The organism is Nonomuraea sp. 10N515B (assembly GCF_052245915.1).
GTDB lineage: Bacteria > Actinomycetota > Actinomycetes > Streptosporangiales > Streptosporangiaceae > Nonomuraea.
On the sequence record NZ_JBQQBQ010000002.1, the window covers coordinates 183,023 to 201,890 of the forward strand.

The 18,868-nt window shown below is 70.0% G+C and carries 17 protein-coding genes and 1 riboswitch; of the genes, 4 read left to right on the forward strand and 13 right to left on the reverse strand.

Annotation, left to right across the window (positions count from 1 at the left end):
• Positions 1-37: 37 nt before the first annotated feature.
• Entirely contained in the window at positions 38-403 is a 366-nt protein-coding gene (locus ACTWQA_RS03260) for a thioredoxin family protein (RefSeq protein ID WP_371825802.1), read from the forward strand.
• Between the two features lie 112 nt (positions 404-515).
• On the opposite strand, the gene ACTWQA_RS03265 is transcribed toward ACTWQA_RS03260, so the two are convergent.
• Both ACTWQA_RS03265 and ACTWQA_RS03270 read right to left on the reverse strand, forming a co-directional pair.
• Positions 516-1,295, reverse strand: coding sequence for an SAM-dependent methyltransferase (locus ACTWQA_RS03265; RefSeq protein WP_443157805.1), 780 nt, complete (start codon positions 1,293-1,295; stop codon positions 516-518).
• 166 nt (positions 1,296-1,461) lie between these two features.
• Positions 1,462-2,799 (reverse strand): class II 3-deoxy-7-phosphoheptulonate synthase, encoded by a 1,338-nt coding sequence (locus ACTWQA_RS03270; protein ID WP_305917969.1) that lies wholly within the window; start codon positions 2,797-2,799, stop codon positions 1,462-1,464.
• Positions 2,800-2,973: 174 nt separating this feature from the next.
• Between ACTWQA_RS03270 and ACTWQA_RS03275 the strand changes: the two genes are divergently transcribed.
• Together ACTWQA_RS03275 and ACTWQA_RS03280 are read left to right on the forward strand one after the other, a co-directional pair.
• Positions 2,974-3,900 carry an anti-sigma factor domain-containing protein gene (locus ACTWQA_RS03275; RefSeq protein ID WP_443157806.1) on the forward strand — a complete coding sequence of 309 codons (927 nt, stop codon included), beginning with the start codon at positions 2,974-2,976 and terminating at the stop codon, positions 3,898-3,900.
• 54 nt (positions 3,901-3,954) lie between these two features.
• The gene (locus ACTWQA_RS03280) at positions 3,955-6,204 is read left to right on the forward strand and encodes a M64 family metallopeptidase (RefSeq protein ID WP_443157807.1); all 2,250 of its coding nucleotides are present in this window, start codon (positions 3,955-3,957) and stop codon (positions 6,202-6,204) included.
• Here the strand turns inward: ACTWQA_RS03280 and ACTWQA_RS03285 are convergent.
• From ACTWQA_RS03285 to ACTWQA_RS03325, 9 genes are all read right to left on the reverse strand, one after another.
• Positions 6,148-7,155, reverse strand: a complete 1,008-nt coding sequence (locus tag ACTWQA_RS03285; protein WP_305917966.1) for a phosphotransferase family protein — start codon at positions 7,153-7,155, stop codon at positions 6,148-6,150. The genes ACTWQA_RS03280 and ACTWQA_RS03285 overlap by 57 nt on opposite strands.
• Positions 7,156-7,170: 15 nt before the next feature.
• A complete protein-coding gene (locus ACTWQA_RS03290; RefSeq protein ID WP_305917965.1) occupies positions 7,171-8,169 on the reverse strand; it encodes a LacI family DNA-binding transcriptional regulator in 999 nt (332 codons plus the stop codon).
• A complete protein-coding gene (locus ACTWQA_RS03295) occupies positions 8,150-9,559 on the reverse strand; it encodes a GH1 family beta-glucosidase (protein ID WP_443157808.1) in 1,410 nt (469 codons plus the stop codon). The genes ACTWQA_RS03290 and ACTWQA_RS03295 overlap by 20 nt, the downstream gene beginning before the upstream one ends.
• Positions 9,556-10,386, reverse strand: coding sequence for a carbohydrate ABC transporter permease (locus tag ACTWQA_RS03300; RefSeq protein WP_305917963.1), 831 nt, complete (start codon positions 10,384-10,386; stop codon positions 9,556-9,558). The genes ACTWQA_RS03295 and ACTWQA_RS03300 overlap by 4 nt, the downstream gene beginning before the upstream one ends.
• Positions 10,383-11,339 (reverse strand): carbohydrate ABC transporter permease, encoded by a 957-nt coding sequence (locus ACTWQA_RS03305; protein ID WP_443157809.1) that lies wholly within the window; start codon positions 11,337-11,339, stop codon positions 10,383-10,385. The genes ACTWQA_RS03300 and ACTWQA_RS03305 overlap by 4 nt, the downstream gene beginning before the upstream one ends.
• A 69-nt stretch (positions 11,340-11,408) precedes the next feature.
• Complete coding sequence (locus ACTWQA_RS03310) at positions 11,409-12,749, reverse strand: ABC transporter substrate-binding protein (RefSeq protein WP_443157810.1); 1,341 nt, start codon at positions 12,747-12,749, stop codon at positions 11,409-11,411.
• 458 nt (positions 12,750-13,207) lie between these two features.
• Positions 13,208-14,470, reverse strand: coding sequence for an RNA polymerase sigma factor (locus ACTWQA_RS03315; RefSeq protein ID WP_443157811.1), 1,263 nt, complete (start codon positions 14,468-14,470; stop codon positions 13,208-13,210).
• Between the two features lie 110 nt (positions 14,471-14,580).
• Complete coding sequence (locus ACTWQA_RS03320; protein ID WP_443157812.1) at positions 14,581-15,021, reverse strand: YciI family protein; 441 nt, start codon at positions 15,019-15,021, stop codon at positions 14,581-14,583.
• Between the two features lie 104 nt (positions 15,022-15,125).
• Positions 15,126-15,989 carry a LysR family transcriptional regulator gene (locus ACTWQA_RS03325; protein ID WP_443157813.1) on the reverse strand — a complete coding sequence of 288 codons (864 nt, stop codon included), beginning with the start codon at positions 15,987-15,989 and terminating at the stop codon, positions 15,126-15,128.
• 58 nt (positions 15,990-16,047) lie between these two features.
• On the opposite strand from ACTWQA_RS03325, the gene ACTWQA_RS03330 reads away from it, so the two are divergent.
• Positions 16,048-16,866, forward strand: a complete 819-nt coding sequence (locus tag ACTWQA_RS03330; protein WP_443157814.1) for an alpha/beta fold hydrolase — start codon at positions 16,048-16,050, stop codon at positions 16,864-16,866.
• Positions 16,867-16,945: 79 nt separating this feature from the next.
• On the opposite strand, the gene ACTWQA_RS03335 is transcribed toward ACTWQA_RS03330, so the two are convergent.
• Together ACTWQA_RS03335 and ACTWQA_RS03340 are read right to left on the reverse strand one after the other, a co-directional pair.
• Complete coding sequence (locus ACTWQA_RS03335; RefSeq protein WP_443157815.1) at positions 16,946-17,629, reverse strand: CHAP domain-containing protein; 684 nt, start codon at positions 17,627-17,629, stop codon at positions 16,946-16,948.
• 13 nt (positions 17,630-17,642) lie between these two features.
• Positions 17,643-17,778: riboswitch (cyclic di-AMP (ydaO/yuaA leader) on the reverse strand.
• Positions 17,779-17,895: 117 nt separating this feature from the next.
• Positions 17,896-18,849, reverse strand: a complete 954-nt coding sequence (locus ACTWQA_RS03340) for a Gfo/Idh/MocA family protein (RefSeq protein ID WP_443157816.1) — start codon at positions 18,847-18,849, stop codon at positions 17,896-17,898.
• Positions 18,850-18,868: the final 19 nt, after the last annotated feature.

Below are 18,868 nucleotides of genomic sequence, written 5' to 3' on the forward strand. Positions count from 1 at the left end.
ACACTCACCGACGAGCTAGGAGCCGCTTGTGGCGACCATGGAAGTAACCGAGAAGAACTTCAACGACATCGCCGACAAGGGGATCGTGCTGCTCGACTTCTGGGCGGAGTGGTGCCCGCCGTGCAAGAAGTTCGGGCCGATCTTCGAGCAGGCGTCGGACAAGCATGACGACATCACCTTCGGGAAGATCGACACCGACGCCGAGCAGGGGCTCGCGCAGGGGTTCGACATCACCTCGATCCCCACGCTCATGGCGATCCGCGACGGCATCGTGGTCTTCGCCCAGGCCGGGGCCATCCCGGCGCCGGCGCTGGAGGACCTGATCCGTCAGGTGCGGGCCCTCGACATGGACGCGATCAGGGCCGAGCTCGCCGAGGAGATGAAGAAGGCCGGGCAGAGCTGACCACCGAACGCGAAAGCCCCGCCCATACCTGGCGGGGCTTCGGCATGTTAGGTCGTGCTGATGGTCGCGCTCACTCGGCCCTCGCTGGTCACGCAAGCTGCCGCTCTCGGGCCTAAGCGTTCGCCGCTTTGAGGCGGCCGACCCCCACGTAGCCGAAGTCGATGCCGTTGCCCGGCCCGTCCGGGTCGTCCGGACGCCACGCGGCTGGATACGTCAGGCCCGGCTCGGCCAGCTCGTACCCGTCGAAGAACCGCAGGATCTCCTCGCGGGTGCGCAGGTTGAGTGAGGCCGTGGCCTTCTTGTAGATCTCGATCGCCTGCGGGGTCGTGTCCGGCGTGGAGTCCACCGCATGGCTGATCACCAGGCGGCTGCCCGGCGCGCTCACCTCCCGCAGCTTCTTCACCAGGGCGTAGGCGTTGTCGTCGGGGACGAAGTGCAGGATGGCCAGCAGCATGAACGCCACGGGCCGGTCGAAGTCGATCAGGCCGTCCAGCTTGTTCAGCAGCACGTCCGGCTCGCGCACGTCGGCCTGGATGAAGTCGACATTCTCCCTCCTGGCCAGCAGCGCCCTGCCGTGCACGCACACCACGGAGTCGTAGTCCACGTAGACGACGCGCGCGTCGGGGGCGCTCTCGTGGGTGTTGCCCTGGGTCGGCAGGCCGGCGCCCAGATCCACGATCTGCCGGACGCCCTCGTCCACCACGTGCCGCACCGCGCGCTTCAAGAACGCGCGGTTCGCGCGGCAACCTTCCTTGGTGTTGGGGAAGGTCTTGAGTATCTGCTCCGCCGCTGCCCGGTCGGCCGCGAAGTTGTCCTTGCCGTCGAGGTAATAGTCATACATGCGCGCGACGTTGGGGACGTTGGGGTCCACCCCCTCAGGGGCACTGTCCACGTTTTCTCCCATATTTGGCGACTTGTGGGAGATCCTAATGCCGCCGCGCCCGCAGTAACCCGAAAATCGTTCTGGTCTTGTCGCCAATGAGACGCAGATCACGCTGCCGCCAGGTATCAGGCACACGACGGCAGCACCGGGTCACCGGGCGGGCGCGCGGCGGCGGTCAGCCGCGGTAAAGCTCGGCCACGCGGAAGGCCAGGTCAAGGGACTGGCTGCGGTTGAGGCGTGGGTCGCAGGCCGTCTCGTAACGGGTCGCCAGGTCGCCCTCGACGATCCCGTGCCCGCCGCCGACGCACTCGGTCACGTCGTCGCCGGTGAACTCGATGTGGATGCCGCCCGGATGCGTGCCGAGCGCCCGGTGCACCTCGAAGAACCCGGCCACCTCGTCCAGCACGTCGTCGAGCCGCCGCGTCTTGTGGCCGCTCGGCGCCTCGAAGGTGTTGCCGTGCATCGGGTCGCAGATCCACGCCACCTGCGCCCCGGAGGCCGTGACCTCCTTGACCAGCGCGGGCAGATGCTCGCGGATCTTGGAGGCGCCCATCCGGGTGATGAACGTGAGCCGTCCCGCCTCGTTGTCCGGGTTGAGCCGCTCGACGAGCGCCAGCGCCTCCTCGGACGTGGTCGTCGGGCCGAGCTTGACGCCGATCGGGTTGCGGATGCGGGCGAAGAAGTCGACGTGCGCCCCGTCGAGCTGGCGGGTGCGCTCGCCGATCCAGACCATGTGCGCCGACACGTCGTACGGCAGCCCCGTGCGCGAGTCGATGCGCGTGAGCGCCCGGTCGTAGTCGAGGATCAGCGCCTCGTGCGAGGAGTAGAACTCGACCGTGTGGAACTCCTCCGGATCGGCCCCGCAGGCGTGCATGAACGCCAGCGCCTGGTCGATCTCCCTGGCCAGCTGCTCGTAGCGGCGCCCGGCCGGCGACTCGGCCACGAAGTCCTGGTTCCAGGCGTGCACCTGGCGCAGGTCGGCGTAGCCGCCCTTGGTGAACGCCCGCGCCAGGTTCAGCGTCACGGCCGAGGAGTGGTAGGCCTTGAGCAGCCGCCACGGATCCGGATTGCGCGACTCGGCGGTGAACTCGAAGCCGTTGACCATGTCGCCCCGGTAAGCGGGCAGCTCGATGCCGTCGCGGGTCTCGGTCGGCTTGGAACGCGGCTTGGCGAACTGACCGGCGACCCGGCCGATCTTCACGACCGGCACCTTGCCCGCGTACGTCAGCACGATCGCCATCTGCAGCAGCGTCTTGAGCTTGTTGCGGACGTTGTCGGCGGTGGCGCCGGAGAAGGTCTCGGCGCAGTCGCCGCCCTGCAGGACGAAGGCCTCGCCGCGGGCGACGGCGGCCAGCTGGTCCTTGAGCTGGTCGCACTCGCCGGCGAAGACCAAGGGGGGCAGGCCGCCGAGCTCGGAGACGACCTTGTCGAGCTCGCCGCGGTCAGGCCAGTCGGGCTGCTGGGCCGCGGGGAGGGCTCGCCAGGAATCAAGATCCAGAAGATTGCTGCTCACGAGATACGAGGGTATTCCACGCAGGCCGCCGCTACCGACCCCAATGTCCACGTTTTGGTATCCACCCCCGCCGCTGTGGCGCACGTCATGTGAAATGAGCAGGGCTCGGGGCCATCCAGCGTGCCCGAGCGGCCGAAGTACATGCGTGAGCCGCCTCTCACCGTGGGAGTGGAAATGAACGACGAACTCCACACCCTCTCTGGCGCCTACGCCGTGCACGCACTGCCGTACGCCGAGTGGGTGCTGTTCGAGGAGCACCTGCGTGCGTGCCGGGTCTGCGGAGCCGAGGTCCGGCGCCTGCGGGAGACGGCCGCCAGGCTGGCGGAGACGGTGGCCGAGCCGCCGCCCGCCCGGCTCCGCAGCCGCCTGCTCGCCGCCGCGCACGAGTCCCGTGGGCGGCGCTCGGCCTGGGCCGAGCAGGCGCCGCCCCTCGCGCCGGGGGAGCCGCCGACGCTCAGGCTTCCGCGCGAGGCCCTGCCGCCGGCGCCCGTGCCGGGGCCGGGGGAGGTGCAGGTGTTCCCTGCGGTGCCGGTGTCCGCGCAAGGGCCGTCTCTGGAGAGCGCCGGCCAGGCCGGTGGCCAAATCGGTGGCCAGATCGGTGGACAGGTCGGTGGCCAAGTGGTGCCGCTGCGCCGTAAGCGGCCGAAGGTGCTGGCGGGACTGGCGGCCGTGTCCGCGGCGGCCGCGGTGGCGCTCGGCGCGGTCGCCTTCGACGCCCGCCGCGACCTGGGAGAGCTGACCGCCAGGAACGACGACCTGGTGGCCGTGCTGGCCGCCGCCGACGCCGAGACGCTGCGCCAGCCGGTCACCTCCGGCGGCACCGGCACGATCGTGATCTCGCGGTCGAAGGGCCGCATGGTGTTCACCTCGTCCGACCTGCGCAAGCTGCCGGACACGCAGGCGTACGAGCTGTGGCTGATGGGCCCCGGCGGCCCGCGCCCGGCCGGAGTGCTCAGCCCCGCCGACGACGGCGTCACCGCGCCCATGATGCTCACCCCGCTGCGTGACGACGACAAAGTGGCGATCACGGTCGAGCCGGCGAGCGGCTCGGAGAAACCCACGACGCAGCCCATCATGCTGGCCGACCTGCCCGAGACCTGAGCCCGGGCCCGTGGCGTCTGGGCAATGATCGTCGGCTGAGAGATAGTGCGGAGCATGCGTAGATTCGCGGTCCTGATCATGGCCGCCGTCGTCCTGACCGTGCCCTCTGTCCCGTTATCCGCCGCTCACGCCGCCGCTGAGCCCGGCGCGGCCGCCGTGGTGCCCGTGCAGGTCACCGGTCCTCCGGCCAAGCGGTTCAACCTGATCCTCATGGGCGACGGCTACACCGAGGCCGAACAGGCCGAGTTCCAGGCCGACGCCGACCGGCACCTCAACGTGATGTGGTCGATCGAGCCGTTCAAGTCGTACCGGAACTACATCAACGTCTATCGGATCGACATCGTCTCCGGAGAGTCCGGCATCAGCTGCGACCCCGGCCTGGACGCGCCCAGGCGGACGACGCCGCTGAGCATGGGCTTCTGGGGCCGCTGCAACCCCAGCAGCGTCCAGCGCCTCATCACCATGGACAACGCCGCCGCCACCCGCTACGCCAACCTGGTGACCGGCACCGCGCCCGCCAACCGGCAGATCCTCGCGCTGGCCAACAGCGCCACCTACGGCGGCGCGGGCGGCACGTACGCCACCGCCTCCGGCAGCAACAGCATGTCCGCCCTGATCAGCCCGCACGAGCTGGGCCACTCCCTGGGCGGCCTGCAGGACGAGTACGACTACTACCAGCGCGGCGTCCCCGGCGGCGCCTACACCGGGCCCGAGCCGTCGAGCGCCCACCACACCCTGCTGACCGAGCAGCAGCTGCGCGACCAGCAGAAGAAGTGGTGGCGCTGGCTGGGCGAGCCGAGCGAGTCCGGCGGCCCCGTCGGCCGCTACGAGGGCGGCCTCTACTCCACGACCGGCGTGTGGCGGCCGAGCGCGCACTCGATGATGAAGACGCTCGGCTACTACTTCGACCAGGTCAGCCGCGAGATCATGACGCAGCGCATCACCGCCAAGACCACGCTGATCCAGGACTCGGCGCCCGCGGACGCACCCGTCGGCGCCGATCGGGTGTTGTGGGTGGAGCCGATGCGTCCCGTGAGCCACTCGCTGACGACCACGTGGACCGTGGACGGCCGTGAGCTGCCGGGCGAGCGGGACGCGCTCGACCTGCGCACCCTGAACCTGGCGCCGGGCACGCACACGGTCACGGCCGCCGTCTCCGACCCGACCGGGTTCGTCAGGGACCCGGCGATCAGGCAGTCCATGACCAGGTCCCGCACCTGGACGGTGGACACCGCGCTGACCACTCCGCCGGACGGCGTCGAGCCCGCCGTCGTCTCCTCGACGCCGACGGACCGGCCGCTCGGCCGCGCCGACGTCGTGTACGTCGAGACCACCCACCCGGCCACCGCCGTCCCCGAGATCACCTGGATGCTCGACGGGAAACCCGTCAAGGGCGGCACTGACCTCGACCTGGGCGAGCTCGATCTCGGCCCGGGGGCGCACACGCTGACCGCGGCGCTCGGCGGACGCACGCTCACGTGGCCGGTCGACGCGGAGGCGCCGCGCACGGCGTACGAGCTGTCGCAGCCGCTGGCCAGGTCGGGCGACACCTACGTCTACAACGGCCCGTTCTCGATGCGGCTCACCGGGACCGACGACCGCGACGGGTATGTGGTCGCGGAGTCCAGGGTGGACGGCGACGGCTGGTTCAACTACTTCGGCTGGCCCACGTCCTCCGAGCTGCCGTGGACGTTCTCCGAGCAGGGCACGGTCATCGACTCGCTCGTGTACGGCAAGCTGCCGCGCGGCCGCCACACGATCGAATATCGCTCGATCGATGCCGCCGGCAACCTCGGCAAGGCCAAGAGCTTCACCGTCACCACGATCGCGCCGCCGCCCGCCTGCACCCGCACGGTCACCGGCGAGCACCGGGGCGCCCTCGTCGTCGCCGGCGGCGTCACCTGCCTCGACCACGCGCAGGTGACCGGCCCCGTCACGGTCAGGTCCGGGGCCTCGATCGTGGTCACCGGCGGCCGTGTCACTGGCGCGCTGACCGCGTCGAAGCCGGCCGCCGTCCACCTGCTCGACGCCCGCGTCGAGGGCGCACTGACCGTCAGCGGGGCGGCCGAGCTGGTCGTCGTGGGCGCTGACCTGCGCGGCGCCGCGTTGCTGACCGGCAACACGGCGCCGATCCTGTCGGACACCACCGTCAAGGGAGCCCTCGCCTGCACCGGCAACACGCCGGCGCCCGCCGACCTGGGCGTGCCGAACAACCTGGCCGGCGCCGGCGCCGGCCAGTGCGCGAAGCTAGCCGCGGGCCCCGAGGGAGGAGCGTACGAGGCGGTCCAGCATGTCCGTCAGTGACCGCGTCGCGCCGTCGCGGAGCCTGGCGTATTCCTCCTCCGGATATTGCCGGGGACCGTTTTCCACCAGCAGGATCAAGGAGAGGTAGGCCCGGTAGAGGTCGAGCCTGGTGAGCGCCGCCGGAGTCAGCTCCAGCGGCGTCACCTCGCGGTAGCCCGCCAGCAGCGGGTCGTCCTCGCGCAGCTCGCCGAAGATCGTCGGCGTGACGAACTCGGCGATCGGGTCGCCCCAGAACGCCCGCTCGTGGTCGATGATGGCCTGGATCCGCGGCGTGCCGCGCAGATCCAGGAAGACGTTGCCCACCCACACGTCGAAGTGCACCAGGTGCGGCGTCGTCACCTCGTCGAGCACGGGCGAGGCGGCCTCGAACACGGCCATGATCTCCTCGACCGGCCGGGGCAGCGGCGTCGGATAGCGCTCGGTGTCCCCGAGCAGCGCCGCCACCATCGCCAGGAACGCCTCCCGCCACGTCCGGCCCACGATCCCGGCGTGCGGGTAGCCGAACACCTCGCCGGTCACCGCGTTGAACCGGGCCAGATGGCGGCCCAGCTCACGGCGCAGCGCGGCCTCGTCGCCGGGCTTGACGTCGGGCTTGACGTCGTTCCACGACACCCCGTCCAGCGCGGCCAGCATCAGGTAGTCGCCGCCCAGCACAGGGTCGTCGTAACAGGCGTGCACCAGCGGCGCGACCGGGACCCCCGCCCCCGTGGCCAGCTCGATGGCGGCGGCCTCCATGCGCAGCAGGTTGCGCTCGTAGCTGAGCTGGTCCAGCTCGGGCGGCGGCGACAACTTCAGCACCACCTCGCGCCCGTCCTCGAGTGCGAGCCGCCAGACGGCGTTGGCGTAGCCGTCGGTCAGCTCGGTCGACGACCACACGCCCGTGCCCAGCGCCCGGTGGGCGAGTGCGTCGAGCTCGGCGGCGGTTAACTGGCGCTTGGTCCTGCTGTCCACGGAACTCCTCGCTGGTCAGGCGGATTCGCGGCGTACGAGATGGGTGTCCAGGATCACGACGGGCTGGCGCAGCACCTCGCCGTTGATGCGGGCGACGAGCAGCTTGGCCATCTGCCGGCCCATGGCCTCGGTCGGCTGGTGGACGGTGGTCAGCGGCGGGTCGGCGCTCACCGCGGCCTTGGAGTCGTCGAACCCGATCACCGCCACATCCTCCGGGATCGCCCGGCCGGCGGCCTTGAGCACGCGCATCGCCCCCAGCGCCATCGGGTCGGACGCGGCGAACACCGCGTCCACCTCGGGATGGCGCTGCAGCAGCTCGGCCATCGCCGTGGCGCCGCTCTGCTCGGAGAAGTCCCCGTACACCACCAGCTCGGGCAGGCCCGAGGGCAGCAACGCGTCGCGGTAGCCGGCCAGTCGGTCGACGCCCACGCCCATGTCCTGGGAGCCGGCGATCGCGGCGATCCGGCGGCGGCCGAGGCCCAGCAGGTGCTTGACCGCCTGCCGGGCCCCTGCCCTGTTGTCCATGTCCACATAGCTGTAAGGGTTGAGGCCGACGGGGAGGCCGCCCAGCACGGTCGGCACGCCCATCGCCTCCAGCCGGCCCGGCAGCGGGTCGGCGCCGTGCAGCGACAGCAGCAGCACGCCGTCGACGTGCTGCCCCGTCAGGTAGGTCTCCAGACGCTCGTGTTCCTCGGGCGTGCGCGCCATCGCCAGGATGAGCTGCAGCCCGGTCTCGGCCAGCGCCGAGCCGATGCCGCGGATGGTGCCGGCGAAGTAGGGCTCGTCGAACACCCGCAGTTGCGACTCGGACACCACCAGCGCCACCGTGTCGGTACGGCGCGTCACCAGGGCGCGCGCCGCACGGTTGGGCACGTAGCCCAGCTCGCGGATCGCCAGCTCGACGGCCTCGCGGGCCTTGGCGCTGACGTTCGGCGAGCCGTTGATGACTCTCGACACCGTGCCCCGGCCCACACCGGCCCGAGCCGCGACAGCCTCAAGAGTCGGTCGGTTCATGTTGCCTATTCTGCCGGATGATCTCCGAGTACCAGAGCGCGCTGTCCTTGAGCAGCCTCTCCTGGGTCTCGAAGTCCACATGGACCAGGCCGAACCGCTTGCCGTAGCCCCACGCCCACTCGAAGTTGTCCATCAGCGACCAGGCGAAATACCCCTCCAGAGGCACGCCCGCGTCGATGGCCTCCTTGCACGCGCCGAGGTGAGCCTCCACGTACGCCTGCCGCTCCCGGTCGTGCACCCGGCCGCCCACCAGCACGTCGTCGAAGGCGGCGCCGTTCTCGGAGACCACCATCGGGACCGCCGGGTACTCCCGCGCCACCCGCGTCAGGACCTCCACCAGCCCGCTCTCGTCGATCTCCCAGCCCATCGCCGTCACCGGTTGCCCGCCGCTGACGAACGACACGTGCTCGCTGCCCACCCACGGCGAACCCGTGTCCGTGGGAGCCGCCGCCGCCGACTGCTTGCCGCCTGGTGCTCCCGAGACCGTGAAGCGGCTGTAGTAGTTGACGAGCAGCACGTCGATGGGTGCGTTAATGATCTTCATGTCGCCCGGCTGGATGAAGTCGATCTCGACAGGGAGGTCGTTCAGCACGTCCTCCGGGTAGCGGCCCAGCATGAGCGCGTCCAGGAAGAACCGGTTCTGCAGTCCGTCGATGCGCCGCGCCGCGTCCAGGTCCTCCACGCTGTCGGTCGCGGGGGTGATCGCGTACAGGTTGACGCAGCCGCCCACCCGCCGGGCGTCCATCGCCTGCACCGCCAGCCCGTGGGCCAGATTGAGGTGGTGCGCGCCCCTGATCGCGTTCTGCGGCTCGCGCCGGCCGGGGGCGTGTTCCCCCGAGGCGTAGCCGAGGAACGCGGCGCACCATGGCTCATTGACGGTGCTGAAGGTGTGCACGTGGTCCTTCAGCGCCTCGTGCACCTTCGCCGCGTAGTCGGCGAAGCGGTAGGCGACGTCGCGGTTGGGCCAGCCGCCCTGGTCCTCCAGCTCCTGGGGCAGGTCCCAGTGGTAGAGGGTCAGCCACGGGTCGATGCCGTGCCCGCGCAGCTCGTCGGTGAGCCGCTTGTAGAAGTCCAGCCCCTTCTGGTTGACCTCGCCCGAGCCGGTCGGCTGGATGCGCGGCCAGGAGACCGAGAACCGGTAGGCCGTCAGGCCCAGCTCCGCCATGATGGCGACGTCGTCCCGGTAGCGGTGGTAGTGGTCGATGGCCACGTCCGCGTTGTGCCCGTTCAGCACCCGGCCCGGGGTCTTGGCGAAGGTGTCCCAGATGGAGACGCCCCGCCCGTCCTCCTGGACGGCGCCTTCGATCTGGTAGGCCGAGGTCGCCGCGCCAAACGCGAAGCCCGCGGGGAAGCGCAGCCCGGCACGCGTCTGTTCCTCTTGAGTCGTCACGCCTTGACCGCACCTTCCATGAGTCCGCCGACGATCTGACGGCCGAATGCGACGAATACCGCGATGAGCGGAATGATGGACAGCGCCGTGCCTGCGAAGATCAACGTGTAGTTCGTGGAGAACCTGGCGTTGAGCTGGGTGATGGCGATCTGCACGGTGGGGTTGTCCGGTGTCAGCACGATCAGCGGCCACATGAAGTCGTTCCACATGAGCATGAACGTGTTGATGCCGAGCACGGCCATGCCCGGCCGCACGGCGGGCAGCACGACGTTCCACCAGATCCGCAGCGTGGCGGCGCCATCCACCCTGGCCGCCTCGACCAGCTCCATCGGCACGGCCTGCCGGGTGTACTGGGTCATCAGGAACACGCCGAACCCGTTGAGCAGGTACGGCAGGATGACCGCCGTGAGCGTGCCCGTCCACTCCAGGCTCACCATGAGCCGGTAGAGCGGCACGACGCCCATCTGCTGCAGCGGCACCGCCATGGTCAGCAGCACGAGCACCAGCAGCAGGTTCCGGCCCTTGAAGTTCAGGTTGGCGAAGGAGAAGCCGGCCAGCGTCGAGATGATGACGACGGAGACGGTGACGACGCTCGCCACGATGAAGGAGTTCGTCAGGCCCAGCAGGAAGTGCGCGTCCGGGTTGTTGAGCACCGCGACGATGTTCTCGCCCAGGTTGCCGCCCGGCAGGAACGGCGGCGGCACCGCCACCGCGTCGGCGTTGGTCCGGGAGGCGATCACCAGCATCCAGTACAGCGGGAACGCCGACAGCAGGACGGCCACGCCCAGCATGACCCTGGTGAGGATGGTCGGAGACCAGTTGGTCATTTCGAGCCCCCGATCCTGCGTACGAACAGGAAGTTGATCGCCGCGCCGATGAGAATGAGCAGGAACAGCAGCCAGGCGGCCGCGGCGGCGTAGCCGTAGTCGAATTCGCGGAAGCCCTGCTTGACGATGAACATGGCCACCGTCTGGAACTGGCCCTGCGACCCGCCGTCGACGTTGCCGTTGTAGAACGTGGTCGGCTCGGAGAACAGCGTCAGCCCGCCGATCGTGGAGTTGAGCACCACGAAGATCATGGTCGGGCGCAGCATCGGCAGCGTGATCTGCCAGAACTGCCTGCGCCGCGACGCGCCGTCGATCGCGGCCGCCTCGTACAGGTCGCGCGGGATCGTCTGCATGCCGGCCAGGAAGATGATCGCGTTGTAGCCGGTCCAGCGCCAGTCGACCATGGTCGCGATGGCGATCCACGAAGGGATGCGCTCGGCCCGCCAGTTCAACGCGTCCACGCCGAACCCGCTCAGGATCCAGTTGACCAGGCCCCAGTCGCGGGCGTACAGCTGCGTGAAGACCACCGCGACCGCGACCACCGAGGTCACCAGCGGGAGCAGCACGCTCATGCGGATCGCGAGGCGCAGCTTGAACCGCTTGTTGAGGGCGTTGGCCAGGAACAGCGCCAGCAACATCTGCGGGACGGTGGCGATGACGAACATGCCGATCGTGTTGACGACGGCGCGCCAGAAGTCGTCGTCGGCGAGCAGCGCGGTGTAGTTGCCCAGCCCGGCCCACTCCGTGGTCCCGGCCAGGTCGTAGTCGTAGAGCGAGTAGTACAGCGTGAAGGCCAACGGGAAGAGCCCGAAGGCGGCGAACAGGATGAAGTAGGGGGACACCAGGGCGTACGGCATCGCCTTGACGTCCAGCCGGGACCGCCAGCGGCGGCCCGGCGGGCGGTCACGCCGATGCGAGTTCCGCATCGCCCGCGGAAGGGTGTCGAGGCTCATAACAGACCTTTTCGGCAGCTTGTCGGCAGCAACAGGCCCGGCCCGCTGGTGGCGGGCCGGGCGGGGAGATCAGCCCGCGGCCTTGACCGCGTCGTCGACCAGCTGCTGCCAGGCCTTGTCATGCGGGACGGAGCCGTCGTCCATGCCCTGGATGACCGACTCGATGGCGTTCTTGACCTGGGCGTGCTTCACGCCGAGGAAGACCGGCTGCAGGCTCGACGCCGACTTGGCGAAGATCTCACCGATGGGGGCGTCGTTGAAGAACTCGTTCTTCGCGCCCTGCACGGCCGCCTCCTGCTGAGCCTTGGTGTTGCTCGGCATGTTGCCGAAGTCGGCGAAGATGCTCGCCTGGGTCTGCGCCTGCGTCAGGTAGTCGGCCACCATGGCCGCTTCCTTCGGGTTCTTGGACTGCTTGGGCACGGCCACCCAGGAGCCGCCCCAGTTGCCGCCGCCGCCCGGCACCGACGCGACGTCCCACTTGCCCGCGCCGCCGTCGCCGGCGTTGCCGCTGACCACGCCGAGCATCCAGGACGGGCAGCCGAGCGTGGCGAACGAGCCCTTCTGGGTGCCCGCCGCCCACTCGTCGGTGAAGTTGCGCAGCTTGGCGGTCAGGCCACCCTGGCTCATCTTCGAGGCGAAGTCGAAGGCCGTCTTCACCGCCGGGTTCTTGTCGACGATGAGGTTGTTCTGCTGGTCGAAGTAGGCGACGTTGCCGTTCTTGGCCGCCTCCTGGTAGAGCACCACCTGGTACAGCGTGTTGGTGCCGTCAGCCCACTTGGTGTCCTTGAGCTTGCCCTGGAACTGCTGGCCGACCTTCATGAACTCGTCCCACGTCGGCCACAGGGCGCTGACCTCCGCCCGGTCGGTCGGCAGGCCGGCCTTCTTGAACAGGTCCGTGCGGTAGCAGATGCTCATGCCGCCGATGTCGGTGCCCAGGCCGAAGATCTTGCCGTCGGTGCTGACACCGGTCTCCCACTTCCAGGCGGGGAAGTCGGCCTTGCGGGACTCCAGGCCGTACTCCTTCAGGTCGGCCCACCACTCGGGGTGCGCCTTGGCCAGGCCCATGCCGCCCTCGTCGATGCCGACCACGTCGCCCGCGCCGTTGCCGGCCTGCAGCCACTGGATCATCTGCGGCCAGTACTGCTGCTCGAACTGGTCGGTGAGGTTCTCGTGCTTGATCTGGATGTCTTTGTGCTCGGCGTTCCACTTGTCGATGGCGTTCTTGTAGCCGAAGTTCGTGCCGCCGCCGAAGGTCTGCACGCGGATCGTGACCGGCTGGGCCGCCGCCGAGGAGGCCGGAGCGCCGCTGGACTGCGGCGTGCTGCCGGAGCCGCAGGACGCGACGGTCAGCGCCGCCGCAGCGAGCACAGAGGCCGCGGCCAGACCGCCGCGACGCTTGCTGGTCATCATGGTGGACCCCTTCTCGGGTGAATGTTGGGGGAGTGCACCGCGGCATACGCTCCGCCGCGGTAGGAGTGTTTGGGAGCGCTCCCACAAAGGGTGCCCTTGCGGCGTCTACACGTCAATCCACCGAAACGCAACCGTTACCAATGGTGCGATTTGGAAAGATGAAGTCGGACTTACGAGGATAAAGTACGCAAAGACCCGATTGGGAGCGCTCCCACCACAAGAGACATCTTTTGTGTCACATCCTGGGCATGTCGCCCGTACACCTTCGCTTGCTCACGGTCACGCCCCACGTTGCGAGGCCTCCAAGCAAGGCCCCGACGGAGTGCGCATGCGTAAACAGGGGCGATCGCCCTCGCAAAGCACGCTTGCGGCGACATCCAGCAAAGAGCCGCCTCGCAAGGGCGACCGTGACCTCGCCGCGGGTGCCGTGGAACTCCTGCGGCGCCTGTGGCCCGGACTCAGGGCGGGGTGGGCGCGGTGCCGGCGCGGCAGGCGGCGGCGCGTTCCTCCAGCAGTGTGCGCTCGCGGGCGTTGCGGGTCATGCCCGCCGCCCGCTCGAACTCGGCCCGTGCCTCCTCCCGCCGTCCCAGCTTGAACAGGAAGTCGCCGCGGACGCTCGGCAGCAGGTGATAGTCCTTCAGCGAAGGCTCCTCCATGATCTGGTCCAGGAGCTCGAGCCCGACCGCCGGGCCGTAGGCCATGGACAGGGCGACCGCCCGGTTGAGCTCGACGACGGGGGAGCGCGACAGCTTGGCCAGCTCTTCGTACAGGCCGGCGATGCGCACCCAGTCGGTGTCCTCGGGGTTGAGCGCGCGGGCGTGGCAGGCGGCGATGCCGGCCTGGAGCGCGTAAGGGCCATGGGCGCCGCCGAGGTCTTCCACGCGCTCCAGGGCGGTCAGGCCGCGGCGGATGAGGAGCTGGTCCCAGCGGGCGCGGTTCTGCTCGAGCAGGAGAACGGGCTCGCCAGAGGGGCCCACGCGGGCCGCCGAACGGGACGCGTGGATCTCCATCAGCGCCACGAGCCCGTGGACCTCCGGTTCCTTGGGCAGCAGGCCCGCCAGGACCCGGCCCAGGCGCAGGGCGTCCTCGCACAGGGCGGGGCGCATCCAGTCGTCGCCGGCCGTGGCCGAGTAGCCCTCGTTGAAGATGAGGTAGATGACCTCCAGGACGGCGGCCAGGCGGCCGGCCAGCTCGGCGCCCTGCGGGACCTCGAAGGGGATCTGCTTGTCGGCCAGGGTGCGCTTGGCGCGGACGATGCGCTGCGCCACCGTGGACTCCGGGACCAGGAACGCGCGGGCGATCTCCTCGGTGGTCAGGCCGCCGAGGACGCGCAGCGTCAGCGCCACCCGCGCCTCCATCGACAGCGCCGGGTGGCAGGCGGTGAACACCAGGCGCAGGAGGTCGTCCTCGATCTCATCGACCTCGGGGAGCTCTGCCTCGTGCTCCAGCCGGTGCCCGAGCTCGGCCAGGTTGCGTTCGAGGCGTTCGTTCCTGCGGATCAGGTCGATGGCGCGGCGCTTGGAGACCGTCATCAGCCAGGCGCCGGGGTTGCGCGGCACCCCGGACTCGGGCCACTGCTCCAGGGCGGCGACCAGCGCGTCCTGTGCCAGCTCCTCGGCGAGGCCGACGTCGCGCACCAGCCGGGCCAGTCCGGCGATGAGCCGGGCCGCCTCGATCCGCCAAACCGCCTCGATCGCGCGATGCGTGTCGGTAGCCGTCACGGGCCCATAACACCAGGGCCGCACGCCGCCTCGCAACCGCTGTCGCCGCCGTGGTCACGCGGTAGGTGCTGGTGGACGACGCCGCGCTGATGAGGCGGCCGGTGCCGCGGTCAGTCGCCGGGCTGGTCGGCGCGGAGGCGCTCGCGCATGGCCTCCTCACGCTCGCGCTCCTCGGCGGGCATCGAGTCGTCCGGCACGTCCGAGGCGTCGAACACCCGCCACACATCCAGCCCGATCCCCTCGTGCCCCGGCGGCACCGGGAGGCGCAGCGCCCACTCGAGGGCCTCTTCCCTGGACTTCACCTGGATCAGCCAGAACCCGGCGATGAGCTCCTTGGCCTCGGCGAACGGCCCGTCGATCACCGTGGCCTTGCCGCCGCTGTAGGCGATCTGCGCGCCCTGCGAGCTCGGGTAGAGCCCTTCGGCGGCCAGCAGCACTCCGGCCTTGGCCAGCGACTCGTTGTAGGCGTGCATGTTGTCGACGAGCTCCTGGCTGGGCAGCACCCCGGCCTCGGTCTCCGCATTGGCCTTGCCGACGATCATGAACTTCATCGGTGTTTCTCCCTTCACACGTCTCGCCAACGCGTCGAACGGCTGCGGGGCGAATCGACACTCTTTCGCGAAGTTCCGCGCCGCGCCACTCCGAACCGAAAAATCTACGTTGTAAAGGCGTTCAGCTGATCGAGGAACGCGCTGGCGGCAGGACCACAGCCGGCCAGCGACGGGACGGCCAGCCCGAGCGAGCGGGTCATACCCGGCTTCAGCGGCCGGGTGACCACCGCGCCGAGGTCCGCGGGCAGGCCCAGGGTGGGAACGATGCTGACCCCGAGCCCCGCGGCCACCATCTCGAGGATGGCAGCCGGGCCGCTCGCCTCGAAGGCGACGTCGAGCCGTACGTCCGACGCCCGCGCCGCGGTCATGATCAGCGGGCGGCAGCCGGCGGTGGTCAGGATGAACGGCCGGTCGGCGAAATCGGCGAGATGCACCACTGCCTGATCGGCGAGCGGGTGGCCGGCGGGCAGCACGGCCACCATGTCGTGGGTGCTCAGCGGGACGGTGTCCAGTCCGGGGGCGGGCAAGGTCACGACGCCGACCTCGGCGGCGCCCCGGTGCAGCCAGGCCCGGATGTCGTCGTCCACCCCCTCGAACAGCCGTACGCGCACCTGCGGGTAGCGGTCGGTGAACGCGCGCAGCAACCGGGCGATGAGCGTTCCCGTGGCGCTGGGGAGGCTGGCCAGGCGCAATTCGCCGGTGATCTGGCCGGCGGCGGCCGCCACGTCGGCGCGGACGAGGTCGAAGTGGCGCAGCACCTCGCGGGCCCGGTTGACCGCGCGGCGGCCGGCCTCGGTGAGGGCGATGCCGTCGCGGTGGCGTACGAACAGGGCCGCGCCGAGCTCGCGTTCGAGCGCGGCGATGGCGCGGCTGACGGCGGGCTGGGACATGCCGGTGTGGTCGGCGGCGGCGGTGAAGCCGCCGTGCTCGGCGACCGCGATCAACGCCCGGAGCTGCGCTAACGTCATAGCGGCATACCCTAATTGGTATTTGACCGGCGGTTGGTCAGAACCCGATGGTTATGCCATGTCTGAGCGAATGACGATCGAAGTCGACGGGCGGCAGGCCAGCTATCTGACGGCGGGCGAGCGGGGTCCGGTTGTGTTGCTGCTGCACGGGACGTACTGGAGCCGGGTCTGGCAGCCGGTGCTGGACGAGCTGGCCGCGGCGGGGCTGCGTCCCGTCGCGGTGGATCTGCCGGGGCTGGGGCGCTCCGAAGGGGAGCTCGCCATGGCGACGGCGACGGTCCCGGCGCTGGCCGGGTGGGTGACCCGGTTCGCGGCGGCGGTGGGCGCCGGCGAGCCGCTGGCGGTGGCGGGGCACGACATCGGGGGCGCGGTGGCGCAGCACCTGCTGGCCGCGGGCGAGGTGAAGGTGCGGCGGCTGGCGCTGGTCAACTCGGTCACGTACGACTCGTGGCCGGTGCCGGGCGTGGCCCGTTTCCGTGATCCGGCGGTGGTGGCGGCGGTGACCGCGGAGGAGTTGCTGGCCGCCCGCCGCACGGCCGTCACCACGGCGCTGCACCGCCCCGCGACGGAGGCCGAGCTGGCCGACTACCTGGACCCGTGGAACGACGCCCGGGTGCGACGGTCGTGGATGGCGCTGGCGGGAGCCGCCGACGGCCGCTACACGCTGGACCTGGTGCCCGCGCTGCAGGCCGACGGGACGCCGAAGCTGCTGGTGTGGGGGGAGAACGACACCTTCCAGGAGGTCCGGTACGCCGAGCGTTTCGCCGCCGAGATGCCGAACACCTCCCTGGTCCGCGTCCCGAGCGCCGGTCACATCCCGATGGAGAACGACCCGGCCGCGGTCGCCGCCGCTCTGGCGCGGTTTTTTCTCGGCTGAAGGCCTGCGGTCGGGCCGTGAACGCGGCGAGCGCGCGTCCCATGTCTCGGGGACGCGCGCTCGTTGGGGCGGGGGAGGGTCAGGCGGCGTACTCGGGGTAGCCGTAGCCGACGACGTGCGCCTTCGGCCGGGTCCGCTCTTCGACCTTGCCGTTGCCGGTGTTGCCCTCGATGGTGGAGATGGTGCCGTCCTGGTTGTCCTTCACGACGAACCCGACGTGGTTGATGTCACGGATGTTCTTGCTGCCGCTCCAGGAGAAGTACACGACGGCGCCGGGCTTGGCGACGGTGCCGAAGCGGTTGTTGGCCTTGAACCACTTGGCGTGGGCGACGGTCCAGGCGTCCCAGCCGACCTGCGGGCGGGCGCCGGTCTGCTCGCCGACCCAGGAGACGAACATCGCGCACCAGGCGGCGTTCAGATACATGGCGCGGCTGCCGCCGTCGCGGGCGATGGTCTCGGCGGCGCGCTGGGAGTTGGCGTACCACTGCTGGTACTTGGTGCCGCCGCCGGCGGCGTTCTCGCTGGTGCCGACCTGGGACCTGGCCAGGGCCAGGACCTGATCGGCGGTGACGTTGATCTTGGTCTCGCCGGTCTTGGTCCTGGCGCCTGCCTGCTCGGCGGTGGCGACCGGCTGCTTGTCCGCGGCGGCGATGGCGGTGCCCGTGACGTGGGCGGTGACCGCGGTGGCCAGGACGGTGGCGCCGAGGGCGGCGCGGGCGATGTTGATCTTGTTGGCGGCAGCGGGGATGCGGAACTTGGCCATCGAGGGGGTTTACTCCTTGCTTCCATGCCGCTTACCGGGTTAGCTGACGGGCTCGGGCGTGGAAGCTGCCCTACGGCACCGAAGTGCCGATTCGCCCCAAAGACTTGGGTCCCCGGTTCCGCGCAAGGCGGATTCAGCGGTCACAGGACTGTCCTGTGATGTTTCGTGCGATGGTCGGACGCGACCGGACAAACCGGACGCATACCTCAAGATGCCCCATAAGGTAATACATGCGGCAAGAGGATTACAACTAGATAAAAGCCCAGTTAGGCAAGTTGCCCGCGGGCGTCGGCCAGAAGCCCCATCATGGCAAGGGAATCGTCAAGCGGCATGATCGAACTTTCGGTCCTGCCTTCGGCCGTGGCTGCGCGGACTTCGCGGAGCTCCCCGGCGTACCCGTTGTCGGCCGGATCGAGCACATGCTCTTCCGGCTCCAGGGAGGGCCCGGTGAGGAGAATCCGCTGCGGCGCCCAGAACGGAGCCTGGATGTCCGCGCGCATCTGAGTGCCCACAACGCTGGCATCGTTCGGGTAATTCCCGAGCAACGAGGTCGCCACGAGAGCATGCCTGCCGCCCGGGTAGAGCAAAACGCCGCCCGCCTCCGCGTCCACCCCGTTCGGGGCCAAAGAGCCGGTGACACGCAGGCCGGTCGGCATGCCGAGGAGCAACTGGGCCAGCCCGAACGGGTAGATCCCCAGGTCGAGCAGCGCGCCGCCGCCCAGCTCGGGCGCCCAGAGCCGGTGGGCGGGGTCGTAGGGCAGGGAGAAGCCGAAGGAGGCCTGCACGGAGCGGATCTCGCCGAAGCGCTCATCGGAGGCGATCTTCTGGATGAGGGGGTTGAACCTCATCCACATGGCCTCCATCAAGAAGACGCCCGCCTCGCGTGCCAGGCGCACCATCTTCTCGGCGTCGTCCACGGTGGCGGCCAGCGGCTTCTCGCACAGCACGGCCTTGCCGGCGGCGATGGCGGCCTCGGCCACCTGGAGGTGCTGGGCGTGCGGAGTGGCCACGTAGATCGCGTCCACGGCCGGGTCGGCGCACAGCCGCTCATAGGAGTCGTAGGCCGACTCCGCGCCCAGCGTCGCGGCCAGGGCCTGCGCCCGGCCGAGGTTCCTGGAGCCGACGGCGGCCACCCGCATGCCCGGTTCGGCCACGATGGCCGCTCCCACCGTGCGCGCTATGCCGCCTGTCGCCGCTATTCCCCATGCAAAATCCCGCACAAGGGGAGATCGTAGACGT

What these genes read in the sequence shown, in the direction of transcription:
- ACTWQA_RS03260 (WP_371825802.1), top strand. Translation starts at nt 38, where the DNA reads ATGGAAGTAACCGAGAAGAACTTCAACGACATCGCCGACAAGGGGATC.
- ACTWQA_RS03275 (WP_443157806.1), top strand. Translation starts at nt 2,974, where the DNA reads ATGAACGACGAACTCCACACCCTCTCTGGCGCCTACGCCGTGCACGCA.
- ACTWQA_RS03280 (WP_443157807.1), top strand. Translation starts at nt 3,955, where the DNA reads ATGCGTAGATTCGCGGTCCTGATCATGGCCGCCGTCGTCCTGACCGTG.
- ACTWQA_RS03290 (WP_305917965.1), bottom strand. Translation starts at nt 8,169, where the DNA reads ATGAACCGACCGACTCTTGAGGCTGTCGCGGCTCGGGCCGGTGTGGGC.
- ACTWQA_RS03300 (WP_305917963.1), bottom strand. Translation starts at nt 10,386, where the DNA reads ATGACCAACTGGTCTCCGACCATCCTCACCAGGGTCATGCTGGGCGTG.
- ACTWQA_RS03305 (WP_443157809.1), bottom strand. Translation starts at nt 11,339, where the DNA reads ATGAGCCTCGACACCCTTCCGCGGGCGATGCGGAACTCGCATCGGCGT.
- ACTWQA_RS03310 (WP_443157810.1), bottom strand. Translation starts at nt 12,749, where the DNA reads ATGATGACCAGCAAGCGTCGCGGCGGTCTGGCCGCGGCCTCTGTGCTC.
- ACTWQA_RS03320 (WP_443157812.1), bottom strand. Translation starts at nt 15,021, where the DNA reads ATGAAGTTCATGATCGTCGGCAAGGCCAATGCGGAGACCGAGGCCGGG.
- ACTWQA_RS03325 (WP_443157813.1), bottom strand. Translation starts at nt 15,989, where the DNA reads ATGACGTTAGCGCAGCTCCGGGCGTTGATCGCGGTCGCCGAGCACGGC.
- ACTWQA_RS03330 (WP_443157814.1), top strand. Translation starts at nt 16,048, where the DNA reads ATGTCTGAGCGAATGACGATCGAAGTCGACGGGCGGCAGGCCAGCTAT.
- ACTWQA_RS03335 (WP_443157815.1), bottom strand. Translation starts at nt 17,629, where the DNA reads ATGGCCAAGTTCCGCATCCCCGCTGCCGCCAACAAGATCAACATCGCC.